Origin of the sequence: Paenibacillus sp. FSL L8-0641, assembly GCF_038006265.1 — a bacterium.
GTDB classification, from domain to species: domain Bacteria; phylum Bacillota; class Bacilli; order Paenibacillales; family Paenibacillaceae; genus Paenibacillus; species Paenibacillus polymyxa_D.
Genome location: NZ_JBBOUW010000001.1, coordinates 4,827,053 through 4,844,795, shown reverse-complemented (window position 1 = coordinate 4,844,795; position 17,743 = coordinate 4,827,053). Strand labels below are relative to the sequence as shown.

The 17,743-nt window shown below is 45.6% G+C and carries 18 protein-coding genes and 1 other annotated feature; all 18 genes read left to right on the top strand.

Going from position 1 to position 17,743, the window contains the following annotated elements; translation table 11 throughout:
• The first annotated feature begins 19 nt into the window (after positions 1 to 19).
• The 18 genes from cysS to rpsG all read left to right on the top strand — a co-directional run bounded on the left by cysS (position 20) and on the right by rpsG (position 17,742).
• A complete protein-coding gene (gene cysS / locus MKY16_RS21985; protein ID WP_340956983.1) occupies positions 20 to 1,423 on the top strand; it encodes a cysteine--tRNA ligase in 1,404 nt (467 codons plus the stop codon).
• A complete protein-coding gene (locus MKY16_RS21980) occupies positions 1,420 to 1,878 on the top strand; it encodes a Mini-ribonuclease 3 (RefSeq protein WP_340956982.1) in 459 nt (152 codons plus the stop codon). Before cysS ends, MKY16_RS21980 begins: the two co-directional genes overlap by 4 nt.
• Before the next feature lie 55 nt (positions 1,879 to 1,933).
• Positions 1,934 to 2,680: a 23S rRNA (guanosine(2251)-2'-O)-methyltransferase RlmB gene (gene rlmB / locus MKY16_RS21975; RefSeq protein WP_013312173.1), complete on the top strand. Its 747-nt coding sequence runs from the start codon at positions 1,934 to 1,936 to the stop codon at positions 2,678 to 2,680.
• Between the two features lie 4 nt (positions 2,681 to 2,684).
• Positions 2,685 to 3,206 (top strand): NYN domain-containing protein, encoded by a 522-nt coding sequence (locus MKY16_RS21970; protein WP_029514496.1) that lies wholly within the window; start codon positions 2,685 to 2,687, stop codon positions 3,204 to 3,206.
• Positions 3,207 to 3,368: 162 nt separating this feature from the next.
• Positions 3,369 to 4,013, top strand: coding sequence for an RNA polymerase sporulation sigma factor SigH (sigH, locus tag MKY16_RS21965; RefSeq protein WP_016324748.1), 645 nt, complete (start codon positions 3,369 to 3,371; stop codon positions 4,011 to 4,013).
• A gap of 335 nt (positions 4,014 to 4,348) precedes the next feature.
• Positions 4,349 to 4,498 carry a 50S ribosomal protein L33 gene (rpmG, locus tag MKY16_RS21960; RefSeq protein ID WP_023990562.1) on the top strand — a complete coding sequence of 50 codons (150 nt, stop codon included), beginning with the start codon at positions 4,349 to 4,351 and terminating at the stop codon, positions 4,496 to 4,498.
• Between the two features lie 20 nt (positions 4,499 to 4,518).
• On the top strand, positions 4,519 to 4,710 hold the full coding sequence (gene secE, locus MKY16_RS21955; RefSeq protein WP_013312170.1) for a preprotein translocase subunit SecE: 192 nt from the start codon (positions 4,519 to 4,521) through the stop codon (positions 4,708 to 4,710).
• 22 nt (positions 4,711 to 4,732) lie between these two features.
• A complete protein-coding gene (gene nusG / locus MKY16_RS21950; RefSeq protein ID WP_007432596.1) occupies positions 4,733 to 5,266 on the top strand; it encodes a transcription termination/antitermination protein NusG in 534 nt (177 codons plus the stop codon).
• Between the two features lie 73 nt (positions 5,267 to 5,339).
• On the top strand, positions 5,340 to 5,765 hold the full coding sequence (rplK, locus tag MKY16_RS21945; RefSeq protein ID WP_007432595.1) for a 50S ribosomal protein L11: 426 nt from the start codon (positions 5,340 to 5,342) through the stop codon (positions 5,763 to 5,765).
• 87 nt (positions 5,766 to 5,852) lie between these two features.
• On the top strand, positions 5,853 to 6,545 hold the full coding sequence (rplA, locus tag MKY16_RS21940; RefSeq protein WP_013312169.1) for a 50S ribosomal protein L1: 693 nt from the start codon (positions 5,853 to 5,855) through the stop codon (positions 6,543 to 6,545).
• 68 nt (positions 6,546 to 6,613) lie between these two features.
• Positions 6,614 to 6,765 (top strand) — a sequence feature (ribosomal protein L10 leader region).
• Between the two features lie 74 nt (positions 6,766 to 6,839).
• Positions 6,840 to 7,343 (top strand): 50S ribosomal protein L10, encoded by a 504-nt coding sequence (gene rplJ, locus MKY16_RS21935; RefSeq protein WP_013312168.1) that lies wholly within the window; start codon positions 6,840 to 6,842, stop codon positions 7,341 to 7,343.
• A 68-nt stretch (positions 7,344 to 7,411) separates the two neighbouring features.
• Positions 7,412 to 7,777 (top strand): 50S ribosomal protein L7/L12, encoded by a 366-nt coding sequence (gene rplL / locus MKY16_RS21930; RefSeq protein ID WP_029514495.1) that lies wholly within the window; start codon positions 7,412 to 7,414, stop codon positions 7,775 to 7,777.
• Positions 7,778 to 7,925: 148 nt separating this feature from the next.
• Positions 7,926 to 8,528: a class I SAM-dependent methyltransferase gene (locus MKY16_RS21925; protein WP_029514494.1), complete on the top strand. Its 603-nt coding sequence runs from the start codon at positions 7,926 to 7,928 to the stop codon at positions 8,526 to 8,528.
• Positions 8,529 to 8,883: 355 nt separating this feature from the next.
• Positions 8,884 to 12,429, top strand: a complete 3,546-nt coding sequence (gene rpoB, locus MKY16_RS21920; RefSeq protein ID WP_029514493.1) for a DNA-directed RNA polymerase subunit beta — start codon at positions 8,884 to 8,886, stop codon at positions 12,427 to 12,429.
• 140 nt (positions 12,430 to 12,569) lie between these two features.
• On the top strand, positions 12,570 to 16,184 hold the full coding sequence (gene rpoC / locus MKY16_RS21915) for a DNA-directed RNA polymerase subunit beta' (protein ID WP_029514492.1): 3,615 nt from the start codon (positions 12,570 to 12,572) through the stop codon (positions 16,182 to 16,184).
• A 218-nt stretch (positions 16,185 to 16,402) separates the two neighbouring features.
• Positions 16,403 to 16,654: a ribosomal L7Ae/L30e/S12e/Gadd45 family protein gene (locus MKY16_RS21910; protein WP_007432588.1), complete on the top strand. Its 252-nt coding sequence runs from the start codon at positions 16,403 to 16,405 to the stop codon at positions 16,652 to 16,654.
• 144 nt (positions 16,655 to 16,798) lie between these two features.
• Positions 16,799 to 17,221: a 30S ribosomal protein S12 gene (gene rpsL, locus MKY16_RS21905; RefSeq protein WP_007432587.1), complete on the top strand. Its 423-nt coding sequence runs from the start codon at positions 16,799 to 16,801 to the stop codon at positions 17,219 to 17,221.
• A gap of 50 nt (positions 17,222 to 17,271) precedes the next feature.
• Entirely contained in the window at positions 17,272 to 17,742 is a 471-nt protein-coding gene (gene rpsG / locus MKY16_RS21900; RefSeq protein ID WP_007432586.1) for a 30S ribosomal protein S7, read from the top strand.
• Position 17,743: the final 1 nt, after the last annotated feature.

The following is a 17,743-nucleotide window of genomic DNA, read 5'->3' as shown; positions in this document are numbered from 1 at the left end:
ATGAGGGAGGAACATAACAATGCCGCTTCAAATTTATAATACAATGACGAGGAGTCGGGAGCCTTTTGTGCCACTGGAGCCTGGAAAGGTTAAAATGTATGTATGCGGTCCTACCGTGTATGATTACATTCATATTGGCAATGCACGACCTGTAATTGTATTTGATGTGGTGCGTAGCTACCTGGAGTACTTGGGCTATGATGTAAACTATGTGGTGAATTTTACGGATGTCGATGATAAACTAATCCGCAAAGCTCGGGAACTTGACATGAATGTTTCGGCAGTTGCTGAGAAATTTATTGCCGCCTACCATGAGGATCTGACAGGATTGAATGTTCCTGCTGCCAGTATGAACCCTCGTGTAACAGAGAGCATGGATCTGATTATTGATTTTATTAAGGAATTGGTAGACAAAGACTATGCCTATGAGAATGATGGCGACGTGTTCTATCGGACCAAAAAGTTCAAAGATTACGGACAACTGTCAGGTCAAAATCTGGAAGAGCTTCAGTTCGGAATTCGTATCAATGTGGATGAACGCAAGGAAAATGCCGAGGACTTTGTACTCTGGAAGGCAGCGAAGCCGGGCGAAATTCATTGGTCGAGCCCTTGGGGAAATGGACGACCAGGCTGGCATATCGAATGCTCTGCTATGGCTCGCCATTATTTGGGGGATACACTGGATATTCATGGGGGCGGACAGGATCTGCAATTTCCGCATCATGAATGTGAATGCGCACAATCCGAAGTGATTACAGGTAAGCCATTATCTCGCTACTGGATGCATAACGGATATATTCGCATAGATAATGAAAAAATGTCGAAATCACTCGGTAATGGTATTTTGGTTAAAGATTTGCGCGCTCATCACAAGCCTGAGGCTATACGTTATTTTATGTTGTCGACGCATTACCGAAATCCGTTAAACTACAACCAAGAGACTATGAGTCAGGCGGAGAACAGTGTCGAACGGATCGCCAATGCAGTTGCCAATGTGAAGCATCGTTTAGCTAATGCGCTGAAAGGTAATGAGGGAGTATCGACGGAACTGCAAACGAAGCTCGACGGAATTTTGCAGCAGTTTGGCGAAAAAATGAATGATGATTTCAACACACCTGATGCGATTACTGCTGTATTCGATTGGGTTAGCGAAGCAAACCATTTGTTGCAACGAGATGTCGTACATCAGGCAGAATTACAAGCTGTATTGCATACCTTTCATTCGATGAATAACGTGCTTCGCATTTATTCGGAGCCGAGTGAAGAGTTGCTGGATGACGAAATTGAGCAGTTAATTGCAGAACGTGTCGAAGCTCGTAAGACCAAAAATTGGGGTAGAGCAGACGAAATTCGCGATCTGTTGGCTGCAAAAGGCATTGTGCTTGAAGATACGGCGCAGGGGATGCGGTGGCGGCGAAAATGAATGATAAGCCACTGAACTCAGGAGCATCGGAAGGTACGGGGAACTGGTTCCCGTACCCTGCGTCCAAGCCAGCACGTTTGATGCCTCCCATTGCACTAGCTTACATTGGTGATGCAGTGTACGAGGTAGCTGTCCGGCAATATTTGTTGGCACAGCCTAACCTGCGTCCAAATCATCTGCATCGGCGAGCCACAGGGCTAGTCTCCGCCAAGGCGCAGAGTCGCATGTTAGGGCTATTGGAAAATGTACTGACGGAAGAAGAACGCGATATTGTCCGACAAGGAAGAAATGCTAAATCAGGAAGTTTGCCCAAAAATGCTGATGTGCTTGAGTATCGGCACGCCACTGCACTGGAGGGGTTGATTGGATCTCTTTATTGTGATGGACATTTGGACAGATTAAGAGAGTTGATTACGTACGGAATTGCACAAATGGAAAATACAGAAAAATCATAAATGGGAATGGACTGGATGGAACAAGTATCAGCCGTTTCCCGGGAGGAAGCTAGAGATGGAAGAAGAATGGATTGCCGGTAAGCATTCGGTAACGGAGGCATTGCGTTCAGGCAGAACAATAAATAAAATTTGGATTGCGGATAATGCGCAAAAACATTTGACACTGCCGATTACAGCTGAGGCGAAAAAAGCAGGAATTATTGTTTTGCAGGTGGACAAGCGTAAGCTGGATCAAATGGTTCCGGGCATTCAACATCAGGGAGTGGTCGCGCAAGCTGCGCCTTTTGCCTATGTTGAAGTGGAAGAATTGCTCGCAACTGCTCGTGATAAGGGAGAAGAGCCGTTTTTGATTTTGCTGGATGAGATTGAAGACCCTCATAATTTGGGCTCCATCCTTCGTACAGCGGACTGTACTGGAGCGCATGGTGTTATTGTGCCGAAAAGGCGTTCTGCAGCTGTAACTGTAACGGTGTCCAAAACATCGGCAGGTGCTGTGGAGTACGTTCCGGTGGCGCGTGTAAACAATCTGGGACAAACCATTGATCGTCTTAAAGAAGAAGGTGTATGGGTAGTTGGCACGGATGTTACAGCGACAGACCCTGTCTTTGGGAATGGAGTATTCACGGGACCAGTAGCCATTGTCATTGGTAACGAAAATAAAGGTATGGGCCGTTTGATTCGTGAGAAATGCGATGTACTCGTCAAGCTGCCAATGGCGGGGCAAATTAATTCCCTTAATGCTTCTGTAGCTGCAGGTGTTGTCATGTACGAAGTATTGCGCGGACGACAGGCACGGGGCTAACGATATGGCTGACACGCGGGATGTTCTGCTTGTGGACGGTTACAACATGATTGGAGCCTGGCCCGAACTTTCCGCACTGGTACAATCTGGTATGCAGGAAGCGAGGGACAGACTTCTTGAACGACTGGCGGATCATCAGGCGTATTCCGGCAGAAGAGTCATCGTCGTATTTGATGCTTACAGGGTACCAGGATTAGGTAAAACTTTTGCTCAGAGCAAAGTCCAGATTTATTTTACCAGAGAAAAAGAAACTGCTGATGAGTGCATCGAGCGATTGGTTCGGGAGCTGAGCAGTAAAAGAAGAAGTATTTACGTAGCGACAAGCGATCAGGTAGAGCAACATGTCGCATTTGGACAAGGTGCACTTAGGGTGTCGGCGCGAGAATTACTGATCGAGATTGAGGAATCCGAAAGAGAAGTGCAGAAGCGAATCCAGCAGGATAGTGCTAAGTTGTCCCGTAACTCGCTAGATTCCAAACTGAGTCCGGAGCTTCGAAAGTTGTTTGAACGATGGAGAAGAGAATAAACCAATAATTGGACGCCACTCCATTTTGAAACCATTGACAATTTTGTTAGCGCTCTTCTTTTTTAGGTTGTTGTGGTTGACGGTATCAGGTTACATCGCGTATACTTGTCGTATATTTGAGAGAGTAACGGGTACCTTGCGTTGCAGCCGGAGGGATTGTTAGTGAGTGTGGACCTCAAGGATATCATGTTGTCAAAGTTTGATTACAAAAATGATGAAGACATTGTCGGAGCAGTCCATGAAGGTGATGGGGAAGCGCTGGAGTTTCTGATCAACAAATACCGGAACTTTGTGCGGGCCAAGGCCAGATCCTACTTCCTGATTGGTGCTGATCGCGAGGATATTATTCAGGAGGGCATGATTGGTCTCTACAAATCCATTCGTGATTTTAAGGGAGACAAGCTTGCTTCGTTCAAGGCTTTCGCCGAGTTGTGCATTACACGACAGATTATTACGGCAATTAAGACGGCTACACGACAAAAGCACATTCCTCTGAACTCTTACGTGTCTCTGGACAAGCCCATCTATGATGAAGAGTCAGACCGGACGTTGCTCGATGTGATTTGCGGAACACAAGTAAGTGACCCTGAAGAGCTGATCATCAATCAGGAAGAATTTGTGGGCCTTGAGGACAAGATGTCCGAGATTCTGAGCGAACTGGAACGCAAGGTACTTATGTTGTATCTGGACGGACGTTCGTATCAGGAGATTGCAGAGGATCTTGACCGCCATGTGAAATCCATTGATAACGCGCTGCAACGGGTCAAGCGTAAACTTGAAAAGTATCTGGAAGTAAGAGATAGTTGAAAGTAGAGGCTGACAGGGAAAAAGGCTCGAGTCCGAGTCTTTTTTTATTCGTTATAGGTAGGCTATGCAGGTTTATAAGTGTTACAAATGATTTATACTAAAAAAGACGAATAATAGATATCGCCTTGATTTTTGAAGCGGCTTTTCAGAGAATAGTTTTAAAGGATGCACAGATGTTAAAATGCACCACAGTCGGGACTGCGAATTGTATGTAAACATTCGTTGACATGGAAAACCCCGTGTGATAAAGTGTTTTAGGTAGGCCTAAATTCGCGGTTTTTTTTAGGATCAATTATGAGACTTCCGGTGTTGGATGTCTTCGGGAGGTGCACATCATGCGGGTAATTATTACTTTGGCTTGTACAACATGCAAACAAAGAAATTACACAACGACGAAAAACAAGCGTAATCACCCCGACCGCATGGAGATGAAGAAATTCTGTAAGTCCTGTAACGAACAGACTTCTCATCGGGAAACCAGATAGTTTTTGGAGGTGTAGTCGGCGTGAAACGCAGTTTCAAGTCTCTGTTTTCCTTTTTCTCTGAAAGCTGGGCTGAACTCAAGAAGGTTCGCTGGCCCAATCGTAAAGAACTGACCAACTATACGCTGATTGTCATAGGGACAATTGCGTTCGTCACGATTTATTTTTGGGTTCTCGACATCGGCATTTCCGCTGTGATCGAAGCGATTATCTAGGAAGGGTTCCAGGTGGCTTGATATGGAAAAAAGATGGTACGTCGTTCATACCTATTCAGGGTATGAGAACAAAGTCAAAGCCAATTTGGAAAAACGCGTTGAGTCCATGGGCATGGAAGACAAGATATTCCGTGTTCTTGTTCCTATGGAAGAAGAACTGGTAACCAAGGACGGTAAGAAAAAAACCGTTATGCGTAAAGTCTACCCTGGTTATGTCTTAGTCGAAATGGTTCAAACCGACGACTCTTGGTATGTTGTACGCAACACACCAGGTGTTACGGGATTTGTAGGGTCAACAGGCTCGGGTTCCAAACCGACGCCATTGCTTCCAGAAGAAGTTGAACAGATTCTGAAGCATATGGGCATGGTAGAGCCGAAACCGAAGATTGAATTCGATGTTAAGGAATCCGTGCGAATTAAAGTTGGTCCTTTTGCGAATTTTGTGGGCTCCGTGGAAGAAATTTTGGTTGAGAAGAGCAAGCTTAAAGTTCACGTCAATATGTTTGGACGGGAAACCCCGCTTGAGTTGGATTATACTCAAGTGGAGAAAATATAGATTTTTCTTACAGGTTTCTTGTGGGAGGATCGATAGGTCCGTCTACCACTATTGAGTCAAGGAGGTGTCATCCATGGCAAAAAAGGTAATTAAAATGGTAAAACTGCAGATTCCTGCAGGGAAAGCTAATCCAGCGCCTCCAGTAGGTCCAGCTTTGGGTCAAGCAGGTGTCAACATCATGGCATTCTGTAAAGAGTTCAATGCTCGTACTGCTGATCAAGCAGGCCTGATTATTCCGGTTGAAATTTCGGTATTTGAAGATCGTTCTTTTACGTTCATCACCAAAACTCCACCGGCTGCTGTTCTGTTGAAAGTTGCTGCTAAAATCGAAAAAGGTTCCGGTGAACCGAATAAAACGAAAGTTGCAACTGTAAATCGCGCTGCTGTTCGTCAAATTGCAGAGCAAAAAATGCCTGACCTTAACGCAGCTTCCGTAGAATCGGCAATGCGTATGGTTGAAGGTACTGCTCGCAGCATGGGTATCACCATCGTAGATTAATTTTATTAATCTACGTGTGCCGGCAGTTTGACTGTCCGGCAAGTGTGGGAGGAATATCCGCTAATACCACATAAGGAGGAAAACATTATGGCTAAACATGGTAAAAAGTACCTGGAAGCTGCTAAGCTGATTGACAGCGAAGCAACTTACGAGCCTTTAGAAGCCGTTGAACTGGTGAAAAAGGCTGCGACTGCTAAATTCGACGAAACCGTTGAAGCTGCAGTTCGTCTGGGCGTAGATTCCCGTAAACAAGACCAGGCTGTTCGTGGTGTTGTTGTCCTGCCGCATGGTACGGGTAAAACACAACGCGTTCTGGTATTTGCAAAAGGTGACAAAGTGAAAGAAGCGGAAGCTGCTGGCGCTGATTTTGTTGGCGATCAAGATATGATCAACAAAATCCAACAAGGCTGGTTTGAATTCGACGTCTGCGTTGCGACACCTGATATGATGAGTGAGGTTGGTAAACTGGGTCGTTTGCTCGGTGGTAAAGGTTTGATGCCTAACCCTAAAGCAGGCACAGTTACTTTCGACGTTGCCAAGGCTGTTCAAGAAATTAAAGCCGGTAAAATCGAATACCGTCTCGACAAAGCCGGTCAAATTCATGCGCCAATCGGCAAAGCTTCCTTCAGTGCTGAACAGCTGAACGAGAACCTTAAAGCCTTGGTTGAAGCCTTGAACCGTGCGAAGCCAGCGGCTGCTAAAGGTGTATACCTGAAAAACATCGCTATTTCTTCGACTATGGGACCAAGTGCACGTGTGAACGCATCTGTTTACAGATAATATTTTGATTGACATGTTCAATCAAAATTGTTATTCTATAAAAGTTGTGAGTCCTTGTGACTGACCATTAAAGTTGAATATGCTTACCGTAGACAGTAGGTGCCTTAGGGCTTAATTTCCTACCGAGGTGTTATGATAGAACGTTTCATGTGACGGGCTTGTCCCGTCCATGTAGATTTATCAAGCCTTCGTACTCTACGGAGGCTTTTTTCATGCTTATGAAAGCAAGCTTTGTGAGATCACCAGATCGGGTGCTTCGAACAAAGCGGATAAATTGATCAGGAGGTGTACAGTTTGGCAAATGCAAAGGTGATTCAAGCAAAACAAGAAGCTGTTGAAGTTGTAGCTGCGAAATTGCGTGAGAGCGTAACGACTGTGGTTGCAGACTATCGCGGTCTGAATGTTGCCCAAGTAACTGAGCTGCGTAAGCAGCTTCGCGAAGCCGGAATCGAATTTCAAGTGCTGAAAAACACACTGCTCCGCCGTGCAACTGCGGCAGCAGAATTGACTGAACTGGACGCAGTATTGACAGGTCCTACTGCAATCGCGTTCGGCAAAGATGATGCAGTGTCTGCAGCTAAAATCTTGAACGATTTCGCTAAGAAGAACAATGCACTGGAACTGAAAGGTGCAGTTGTAGAAGGTCGCGTTATCGGTGTTGAGGAAATCAAAGCACTGGCAGAACTGCCATCCCGCGAAGGTCTCCTTTCCATGCTCCTCAGCGTGCTTCAAGCTCCTGTGCGCAACTTCGCGCTTGCAGTTAAAGCTGTTGCAGAAAAAGAAGAGCAAAGCGCATAAGTTAGGGATTAAACCTGCTGTATAGCAGTTGAGAACAAAAAAATACGAATTTAAATGGAGGTTCAACCATGAGTAAAGAGCAAATCTTGGAAGCAATTAAAGGTATGTCCGTATTGGAACTGAACGATCTCGTGAAAGCAATCGAAGAAGAATTCGGCGTAACTGCAGCAGCTCCAGTAGCTGTAGCAGGTGGCGCAGCAGGTGGCGCAGCTGAAGCTGAGCAATCCGAGTTCGACGTAATCTTGACAAGCGCTGGCGGTTCCAAAATCAACGTTATCAAAGCAGTTCGCGAAATCACAGGTCTTGGCCTGAAAGAAGCAAAAGAACTGGTTGACAACGCTCCAAAACCACTGAAAGAAAAAATCGCTAAAGAAGAAGCTGAATCCATTAAAGCAAAATTGGAAGAAGCAGGCGCTTCTGTAGAAGTGAAATAATTGACTGCTTTCTAGCAGACAATGAACTAAAACAAACCCCTTGAGGTGATCTTCAAGGGGTTTGTTGCTGTAAAACGGTAGTGCCAGCATGTCTGAAAGGTAATTGTAAAGGCTATGATGGTAGTACAACCGAAAGAGGTGGGCATGAATGGCTGATCATTACTACTCCAAGCGGCCAGAGACGGCGCATGAAAGACGGAGCCTGGAAACAGTGCTGCGGGGGCGGTCATACCGTTTTGTCAGCGATTCAGGCGTTTTTTCGAAGCAGGGCATTGATTATGGGAGTCGCGTGCTGATTGAAGCGATGCAGCTTCCTGCACAAGCCTCGGTATTAGATGTAGGATGCGGTTACGGGCCGATTGGTTTGGCGGCAGCCGCGCTTGTCCCAGAAGGACACGTCACAATGGTTGATATTAATGAGCGAGCCGTTCAACTAGCGATAGAGAATGCGGAACGTAATGGGGTTAAGAATGTCACCGTTAAGCAAAGCGATTTGTTTGCGGAAGTGAAGAATGAACGTTTTGACGTAATTTTGACGAATCCTCCTATACGTGCAGGAAAAGAAACAGTGCATACCATTTTTGAACTTGCTTATGAGCATTTAAATGAGGGTGGAACTTTGTGGGTAGTCATTCAGAAAAAGCAGGGGGCCCCTTCGGCGAGTGCTAAGATAGAGAGTCTTTTCGGTCATGTGGAGGAAGTTACAAAGGATAAAGGCTATCGAATTTTGAAGGCCAAAAAAAGTTTTTAAGAAAATGCAATAGGACCATTGACTTGAATCCTGGTCTGTGATATCATTATAAAATGTCAGTATTAGGATGCCCTCCATGGCTTTAGTTTGTTGAAATGTCAATAGATTTATGCGTAGTAGGTATAGTATTTATCGCTATTACGTATAATACAACCATTTTGGGCAAATCTACAAGTGATGAAGATCTTCCGGTAAGAGGATTCTGCAGATACGTTGCTCTTTTTTCGAATGCATTCGAGTAAGGGCTTTTCTGTATTTGTAAGATTGAATCTTCTGTATGTGTCTTATTATAAGGTCACAAACAGAGGTTCGCAATGTATTTTTAAAGTGAGTAGACATGAGGGGTGAGTTTAAGTTGGCAGGACATCTTGTTCAATATGGTCGACGCACTCGGCGCAGTTATGCACGTATTAATGAGGTACTCGAGGTTCCGAACCTGATTGAGATCCAACAAAAATCCTATGATTGGTTTTTGGAGGAAGGATTACGGGAAATGTTTCGGGATATTTCACCAATTCAAGATTTCACTGGAAATCTGATTTTGGAGTTTATCGACTATTCTCTCGGAGAACCCAAATATACCGTTGACGACGCAAAGGAACGCGACGTTACGTATGCAGCACCGCTTCGGGTAAAAGTCCGGCTTATTAATAAAGAGACCGGGGAAGTGAAAGAGCAGGAAGTATTCATGGGAGACTTCCCGCTGATGACTGAAACGGGTACGTTTATTATTAACGGTGCGGAACGGGTTATTGTCAGCCAGTTGGTTCGCTCTCCCAGCGTCTATTTCAGCACAAAAGTCGACAAGAATGCGAAAACAACATACACCGCAACGGTAATTCCTAACCGGGGGGCTTGGCTCGAACTGGAGATGGATGCGAAGGATATTATCTATGTCCGGATTGACCGTACCCGTAAAATTCCGGTTACGGTGTTGCTGCGTGCACTTGGCTTTGGCACTGATGCTGAGATTCTGGATTTGCTCGGCAATGACGAATATATCCGCAACACACTTGATAAAGACAATACGGATTCCACGGAGAAAGCGCTGATTGAAATTTATGAGCGTCTTCGCCCGGGTGAGCCACCTACACTGGATAACGCAAAGAGCTTGCTTGTTGCACGCTTCTTTGATCCAAAACGTTATGATCTGGCCAACGTAGGCCGTTACAAAATCAATAAAAAGCTTCACATCAAAAACCGTCTGTTCAATCAACGTCTTGCTGAGACATTGATTGATACAACAACTGGTGAAATTATCGCTGAAGCAGGACAAATGGTGGATCGTCGCCTGTTGGACGAGATTCTGGCCCAACTGGAGGAATCAGTAGGACACCGCACGTATCATGTTGCTAGCGGCGTGCTGGAAAGCAATGATATTCCACTTCAAACGATTGATGTGTTCTCGCCAATCGAGGACGGTAAAGTAGTAAAACTGATTGCTAACGGAAATATTGATAAATCGGTTAAGAATATTACGCCTGCCGATATTATTTCCTCCATCAGTTATTTTATTAACTTGCTTCACGGTATCGGAAGTACGGACGATATTGACCATTTGGGTAACCGTCGTTTACGTTCTGTAGGTGAGTTGCTCCAAAACCAGTTCCGTATCGGTTTATCCCGTATGGAACGCGTGGTGCGTGAAAGAATGTCGATTCAGGATGCTAATGTAATTACGCCACAAGCGTTGATTAACATACGTCCAGTAATTGCTTCGATTAAAGAGTTTTTTGGTAGCTCGCAGCTGTCACAGTTTATGGATCAGACAAACCCGCTTGCTGAATTAACGCACAAACGTCGTCTGTCCGCACTCGGACCCGGCGGTTTGACGCGTGAACGCGCAGGCATGGAAGTGCGTGACGTCCATCCAAGTCACTACGGCCGTATGTGTCCTATCGAGACACCAGAGGGACCAAACATTGGTTTGATCAACTCTTTGTCCACATTTGCACGTATCAACGAGTACGGATTTATCGAAGCTCCTTATCGTTGGGTAGATCCGAAAACCGGAAAAGTTACAGACCAGATTGATTACCTGACTGCTGATGAAGAAGATAACTACATCGTAGCTCAGGCGAACGCGGAATTGACGGAGGAAAACACCTTTAAGGATGAGGTCGTCATTGTCCGTTATAACAAACAGTCTGATAACATTATTCCAATGGCTAGTAGCCGTGTCGATTACATGGACGTATCACCTAAACAGGTCGTATCAGTTGCGACAGCACTGATTCCGTTTCTGGAGAATGATGACTCTAACCGCGCATTGATGGGTTCCAATATGCAACGTCAGGCTGTCCCACTATTGATTCCGAAGTCTCCATTGGTCGGAACAGGAATGGAGCACAAGTCTGCAAAAGATTCTGGTGTTTGCATTGTATCCAAATACAACGGAGTTATCGAACGCTCTTCGGCTAACGAAATTTGGTTGCGTCGTATCGAAACTGTAGATGGTGCTGAAGTGAAGGGCGACATTGTTAAGTATAAATTACACAAATTTATGCGATCTAACCAAGGAACTTGCATTAACCAACGTCCGATTGTGAACAGAGGAGATATTGTCAAAGTTGGCGATATTCTTGCAGATGGTCCATCTACGGAGATGGGTGAGTTGGCGTTGGGACGTAACGTTGTCGTTGCCTTCATGACTTGGGAAGGTTACAACTACGAGGATGCGATCCTGCTGAGTGAGAAACTGGTCAAGGAGGATGTATACACCTCGATCCATATTGAGGAATACGAATCCGAGGCTCGTGACACGAAACTTGGACCTGAAGAAATCACTCGTGACATTCCAAATGTCGGTGAAGAGGCGCTTCGCAACTTGGATGAGCGTGGAATCATTCGTATTGGTGCCGAAATCGGTGCAGGTGACATTCTTGTTGGTAAAGTTACACCTAAAGGTGTGACTGAATTGACAGCTGAGGAACGTCTCTTACACGCAATCTTTGGTGAGAAGGCACGCGAGGTTCGCGATACTTCTTTGAGAGTTCCTCACGGAACAGATGGGATTGTTGTAGATGTAAAGGTGTTTACACGTGAAAATGGTGATGAACTGCCACCAGGTGTAAATCAGTTGGTTCGTGTATATATTGCTCAAAAACGTAAAATCTCCGAAGGCGATAAAATGGCTGGACGTCACGGTAACAAGGGTGTCGTTGCCCGTATTTTGCCTGAAGAAGATATGCCGTTCCTGCCGGATGGCACACCAGTACAGGTCGTTCTGAACCCGCTGGGGGTACCTTCACGGATGAACATCGGACAGGTGCTTGAAGTCCATCTGGGTATGGCTGCAATGCGTCTTGGTATTCATGTGGCAACTCCAGTATTCGATGGTGCCAAGGAGTATGACGTGTTCGATACAATGGAAGAGGCAGGCATGCAGCGTAATGGTAAGACTGTGTTGTATGACGGACGTACGGGTGATCGTTTTGAACGTGAAGTTACTGTCGGTGTCATGCACATGATCAAACTGGCGCACATGGTCGATGATAAAATCCATGCTCGTTCTACAGGTCCTTACTCTCTCGTTACGCAGCAACCATTGGGTGGTAAAGCTCAATTCGGTGGACAGCGCTTCGGGGAGATGGAAGTATGGGCATTGGAAGCCTACGGCGCGGCGTACACGCTTCAGGAAATTTTGACTGTGAAATCCGATGATGTGGTTGGACGTGTTAAAACTTACGAATCCATTGTCAAAGGTGAAAATGTACCTGAACCGGGTGTTCCAGAATCATTTAAGGTCTTGATCAAAGAGCTGCAAAGCTTGGGTATGGACGTGAAGATTCTGTCTGAAGACGAACAAGAGATCGAAATGAGAGAGCTTGATGATGAGGATGACACAAGCGGCGATAAGCTGAGTTTGAATCTGGAAGGCTCTGAGGTTGGCGTAGAGTAGTTTGACTGCTAACTGACTCATATCAGCTTTGTTATATACCTTGATCCATTCTAGGATGGATCCGGTTTCTTGATACCGCCCGGTGCTGCTGGGCGGTATCAAACCTAAAAACTCAGGATTTGGTTAAGGAGGGTTGCTCCTTGTTGGACGTTAACAATTTCGAATATATGAAAATCGGGCTTGCTTCCCCCGAAAAGATTCGTTCTTGGTCCCGCGGAGAAGTCAAAAAACCGGAGACGATTAACTATCGTACGCTTAAACCGGAAAAAGAAGGACTATTTTGCGAGAAAATTTTCGGACCTACGAAAGACTGGGAATGTCATTGCGGTAAGTACAAACGTGTACGCTATAAAGGTGTTGTCTGTGACCGTTGTGGAGTAGAAGTTACTCGCGCTAAGGTTCGCCGTGAGCGTATGGGCCATATTGAGTTGGCTGCTCCTGTATCGCACATTTGGTACTTCAAAGGCATTCCAAGTCGTATGGGTCTTGCTCTTGATATGTCTCCAAGATCTCTGGAAGAGATCATTTACTTCGCATCTTATGTTGTAACCGATCCAGGAGATACGCCTTTGGAGAAAAAACAACTCCTGTCCGAAAAAGAATACCGTAGCTACCGTGAGAAATACGGCTATGGCTTCCAGGCAGGTATGGGTGCTGAAGCGGTTAAAAAGCTTCTTCAAGATTTGGATATAGACAAAGAGTTAGAATTTTTGAAAGAAGAGCTGCGTACAGCTCAAGGACAACGTCGTAACCGTGCGATCAAACGCCTTGAAGTTATTGAGGCCTTCCGTAACTCAGGCAACCAACCGGATTGGATGATCATGGACGTACTTCCTGTTATTCCTCCTGAGCTTCGTCCAATGGTACAGTTGGATGGTGGTCGTTTCGCTACCTCTGACCTTAACGACTTGTATCGTCGTGTTATTAACCGTAATAACCGTCTGAAACGTCTGTTAGATCTAGGTGCGCCAGATATTATCGTACAAAATGAAAAACGGATGTTGCAGGAAGCTGTTGACGCCTTGATTGATAATGGTCGTCGTGGTCGTCCTGTTACAGGTCCAGGTAACCGTCCTTTGAAATCCCTCAGCCACATGCTGAAAGGTAAACAAGGACGTTTCCGTCAAAACTTGCTCGGAAAACGTGTTGACTACTCTGGTCGTTCCGTTATCGTTGTAGGTCCATACTTGAAAATGTATCAATGCGGTTTGCCAAAAGAAATGGCGCTGGAACTGTTCAAACCTTTTGTTATGAAAGAACTGGTGAACAAAGGTTTGGCGCACAATATCAAGAGCGCGAAGCGTAAAGTAGAGCGTGTGAGTGCAGAAGTATGGGATGTGCTGGAAGAAGTAATCAAGGAGCATCCGGTTCTTCTGAACCGTGCCCCTACGTTGCATAGACTCGGTATCCAGGCGTTCGAACCGATTTTGGTTGAAGGTCGTGCGATTCGTCTGCATCCGCTCGTATGTACTGCATATAATGCCGACTTTGACGGTGACCAAATGGCTGTTCACGTTCCGTTGTCTGCGGAAGCCCAAGCTGAAGCTCGTTTGCTTATGCTGGCATCCGGCAACATTTTGAATCCGAAAGACGGCAAGCCAGTTGTTACACCTTCCCAGGATATGGTTCTTGGTTCTTTCTATCTGACTATGGATAACAAAGAAGAAGAAGGAAGTAATATGATCCTTCGCAACATGAATGAAGCTATATCGGCTTACCAACGTGGTACAGCTGGACTTCATGCTCGTGTAGCTATTCCGGTTAAAGCTTTGAATAAAACGAGCTTTACGGAAAAACAACAGGAAGCGATGTTGATCACAACGGTTGGTAAAATTATCTTTAATGAAATTTTCCCGGCAAGCTTCCCGTACATCAATGATGCTACCCGTGCGAACCTGCTTTATGGTACTGCGGAGGAGTTCTTTGTTTACGAGAAGGGTGTAAATCTTACAGAAGCCATTCAAAACGCTCCGCAAGCTAGCGGGGTAGGCAAGGATTACCTTGGTAATATCATTGCCCGTTGTTTTGAGACTTACCATACAACAGAAACAGCTGTAATTCTGGATAAAATCAAGCAGCTTGGCTTTACGTATTCCACTCGTGCAGGGGTAACGGTTGCTGTATCGGACGTAATCGTGCCGGTGGAAAAACAAGAGATTCTTAAGGGATCCGAAGACAAAGCGCAAGTTGTAACGAATCAGTACCGTCGTGGTCTGATTACGAATGAAGAACGCTATGACCGGATTATCGATATTTGGTCTAAAGCGAAAGATGATATTACTGAAGTATTGATGAAGTCCATGGATCGCTACAACTCCATCATGATGATGGTGGACTCCAAAGCGCGGGGTAACAAATCACAGATTACTCAGCTCGGCGGTATGCGTGGTCTGATGGCGAATCCATCCGGACGTATTATCGAACTCCCAATCAAATCAAACTTCCGTGAAGGTCTGACAGTACTCGAGTACTTCATCTCCACTCACGGAGCGCGTAAAGGTTTGGCGGATACTGCCCTTCGTACGGCTGACTCGGGTTACCTGACTCGTCGTCTCGTAGATGTCGCACAGGATGTTATCGTGCGTGAAGAAGACTGCGGAACGGATAAAGGCTTCACAGTAAGTCGTATCCAGGATGGTAAAGAAGTAATTGAAGATCTCTATGACCGTCTGGAAGGTCGCTATTGCTTTGAAACGGTACGTCATCCTGAGACTGGCGAGATTTTGGCTAGACGTAACGAATTGATTGACTCCGACAAAGCTGAAGCGATTGTTAAAGCTGGCGTACACAAAGTTCAAATACGTTCTGTATTAAGTTGCCGTGCTAAACATGGCGTCTGCAAGAAATGTTACGGTCGCAATCTGGCGACTGGTAAACACGTTGAGATTGGTGAAGCAGTTGGTATCATCGCTGCACAATCCATCGGTGAGCCGGGAACACAGCTTACTATGCGTACGTTCCACACAGGCGGCGTAGCGGGTGACGATATTACACAAGGTTTGCCTCGTATCCAGGAGCTTTTTGAAGCGCGTAATCCTAAAGGTCAGGCAACGATTAGTGAAATTGACGGTACAGTTAAAGAAGTTCGTGAAGGTAAAGACCGCCGTGAGATCGACATTCAGGGTGAAGCTGAAACGAAAACATACTCAGTAACGTATGGTTCCCGCCTGCGCGTAAGCGAAGGTATGACTGTTGAAGCTGGGGACGAACTGACGGATGGTTCGATTGACCCTAAAGAAATGCTGCGTATTAAAGGTATTCGCGGGGTACAGAACTATATCCTTCAGGAAGTTCAACGCGTATACCGGAACCAGGGCGTAGAAATCAACGACAAGCACGTAGAAGTTATGATTCGTCAAATGTTGCGTAAAATCCGTATCATTGATGCGGGCGACACGATCTTACTTCCAGGCTCCTTTGTTGATGTCCATGAGTATGAAAATGCAAACAAGATAGCGATTCTCAGCGGTCAAGAACCAGCGGTAGCTAAGCCAGTACTGCTCGGTATTACCAAGGCATCTCTGGAAACTGACTCCTTCTTGTCAGCAGCATCCTTCCAGGAAACTACTCGTGTCCTGACTGATGCAGCTATTAAAGGCAAGGTTGATCAGCTGCTTGGACTGAAAGAGAACGTAATTATTGGTAAATTGATTCCTGCGGGAACAGGTATGAACCGTTACCGTAGCGTGAAATTTGCCCAGCCGGAAGAGGGGCAGTCTCCATCTGAGGAGCTCGAACCAATTTCGGCAGAGTAATACAAAAATAGTATGATTACCGGAACACCGCTGACATAAGCTTTGCATAAAAGCTGCAGTAGACGGTGCTCCGGTGCTTTTTTCAAAAATGAATCGTGTTATTCTGTTTAAATGAATTATGGTTTATATTTGTCTTGACATTACTTATAGTCAATGCTAATATAGCAAAGGTGCGTGAGCAGCCTATATGCTATTGGGTCTTTTCGGAGGAATGAGATATGTCTAAAGAACAGGGACTGCAAGATGCTCATGTCAAAATCGGTACCAAACAAACCATTCGTATGGTAGAATTGGGCTTTGCCTCAGAAGTATATGTGGCAGAAGACGCAGATCAGCGTCTCACTTCCAACATCATTGCTTTGTGCAACAAGCAAGGAGTCAAAGTGACTCTCGTAGACACAATGAAAAATCTCGGAGCTGCATGTGGGATTGAAGTGGGAGCCGCAATGGCTGCTATCGTAAAACAATAGGGTAAGGAACGTTTTTGTCTAAGGAATCGTTATTCTTGGCGGCAAAGACTTTTCATTTGTTCTTTTATGAACCGCCTGGGTCTGTGGGCTTAGATAAGGTTTGTAAAGTAACAGCAAAAATTGAGGAAGGGGGTGGCAACCAACATGCCAACTATTAACCAACTGGTTCGTAAAGGACGTCAAGCCAAAATCGAGAAATCGAAATCACCGGCTTTGCAAAAAGGTTTTAATGCCTTGAAACGTGAAGCTACCGACATCAGTGCCCCGCAAAAACGCGGAGTGTGCACTCGTGTAGGTACTATGACTCCGAAAAAACCAAACTCCGCACTTCGTAAATATGCTCGTGTTCGCTTGACGAACCGTGTAGAGGTGACTGCTTACATTCCAGGTATTGGACATAACCTTCAAGAACACAGCGTAGTGCTGATTCGCGGCGGTCGTGTAAAAGACCTTCCGGGTGTGCGTTACCATATCGTTCGCGGTGCTTTGGATACTGCAGGCGTAAACAACCGCATGCAAGCTCGTTCCAAATACGGCGCAAAACGCCCTAAAGCTAAAAAATCCTAATGAATATAAACCGCGTATGTCGGTTTAACATGTAAGAAAGGGGGATATCCATGCCACGCAAAGGTCCAGTTACCAAAAGAGACGTGTTGCCAGATCCGGTATACAACAGCAAGTTGGTTACCCGCTTGATCAATCGCATCATGCTCGACGGAAAACGAGGCGTTGCTCAAAGCATTCTGTACAATGCGTTCAAGCTTATCCAAGAACGTACGGGGAATGACCCGATGGAAGTTTTTGAAGCAGCTATCAAGAATATCATGCCAGTCCTGGAAGTTAAAGCACGCCGTGTCGGCGGTGCCAACTACCAAGTACCAATCGAGGTAAAACCAGAAAGACGTACGTCCCTGGGATTACGTTGGCTCGTAAACTACTCCCGCAACCGCGGTGAGAAAACCATGGAAGAGCGTTTGGCGGCTGAAATTATCGATGCTTCCAACAACACAGGCGCTTCCGTGAAAAAACGTGAAGACACGCACAAAATGGCTGAAGCGAACAAAGCGTTTGCTCACTATCGTTGGTAGG

Coding starts and splice junctions, on each gene's coding strand:
- rplL (WP_029514495.1), top strand. CDS start 7,412: ATGAGTAAAGAGCAAATCTTGGAAGCAATTAAAGGTATGTCCGTATTG.
- rlmB (WP_013312173.1), top strand. CDS start 1,934: ATGGAAGAAGAATGGATTGCCGGTAAGCATTCGGTAACGGAGGCATTG.
- MKY16_RS21970 (WP_029514496.1), top strand. CDS start 2,685: ATGGCTGACACGCGGGATGTTCTGCTTGTGGACGGTTACAACATGATT.
- MKY16_RS21980 (WP_340956982.1), top strand. CDS start 1,420: ATGAATGATAAGCCACTGAACTCAGGAGCATCGGAAGGTACGGGGAAC.
- rpsL (WP_007432587.1), top strand. CDS start 16,799: ATGCCAACTATTAACCAACTGGTTCGTAAAGGACGTCAAGCCAAAATC.
- MKY16_RS21925 (WP_029514494.1), top strand. CDS start 7,926: ATGGCTGATCATTACTACTCCAAGCGGCCAGAGACGGCGCATGAAAGA.
- nusG (WP_007432596.1), top strand. CDS start 4,733: ATGGAAAAAAGATGGTACGTCGTTCATACCTATTCAGGGTATGAGAAC.
- rpmG (WP_023990562.1), top strand. CDS start 4,349: ATGCGGGTAATTATTACTTTGGCTTGTACAACATGCAAACAAAGAAAT.
- rplA (WP_013312169.1), top strand. CDS start 5,853: ATGGCTAAACATGGTAAAAAGTACCTGGAAGCTGCTAAGCTGATTGAC.
- rplK (WP_007432595.1), top strand. CDS start 5,340: ATGGCAAAAAAGGTAATTAAAATGGTAAAACTGCAGATTCCTGCAGGG.
- cysS (WP_340956983.1), top strand. CDS start 20: ATGCCGCTTCAAATTTATAATACAATGACGAGGAGTCGGGAGCCTTTT.
- MKY16_RS21910 (WP_007432588.1), top strand. CDS start 16,403: ATGTCTAAAGAACAGGGACTGCAAGATGCTCATGTCAAAATCGGTACC.
- rpsG (WP_007432586.1), top strand. CDS start 17,272: ATGCCACGCAAAGGTCCAGTTACCAAAAGAGACGTGTTGCCAGATCCG.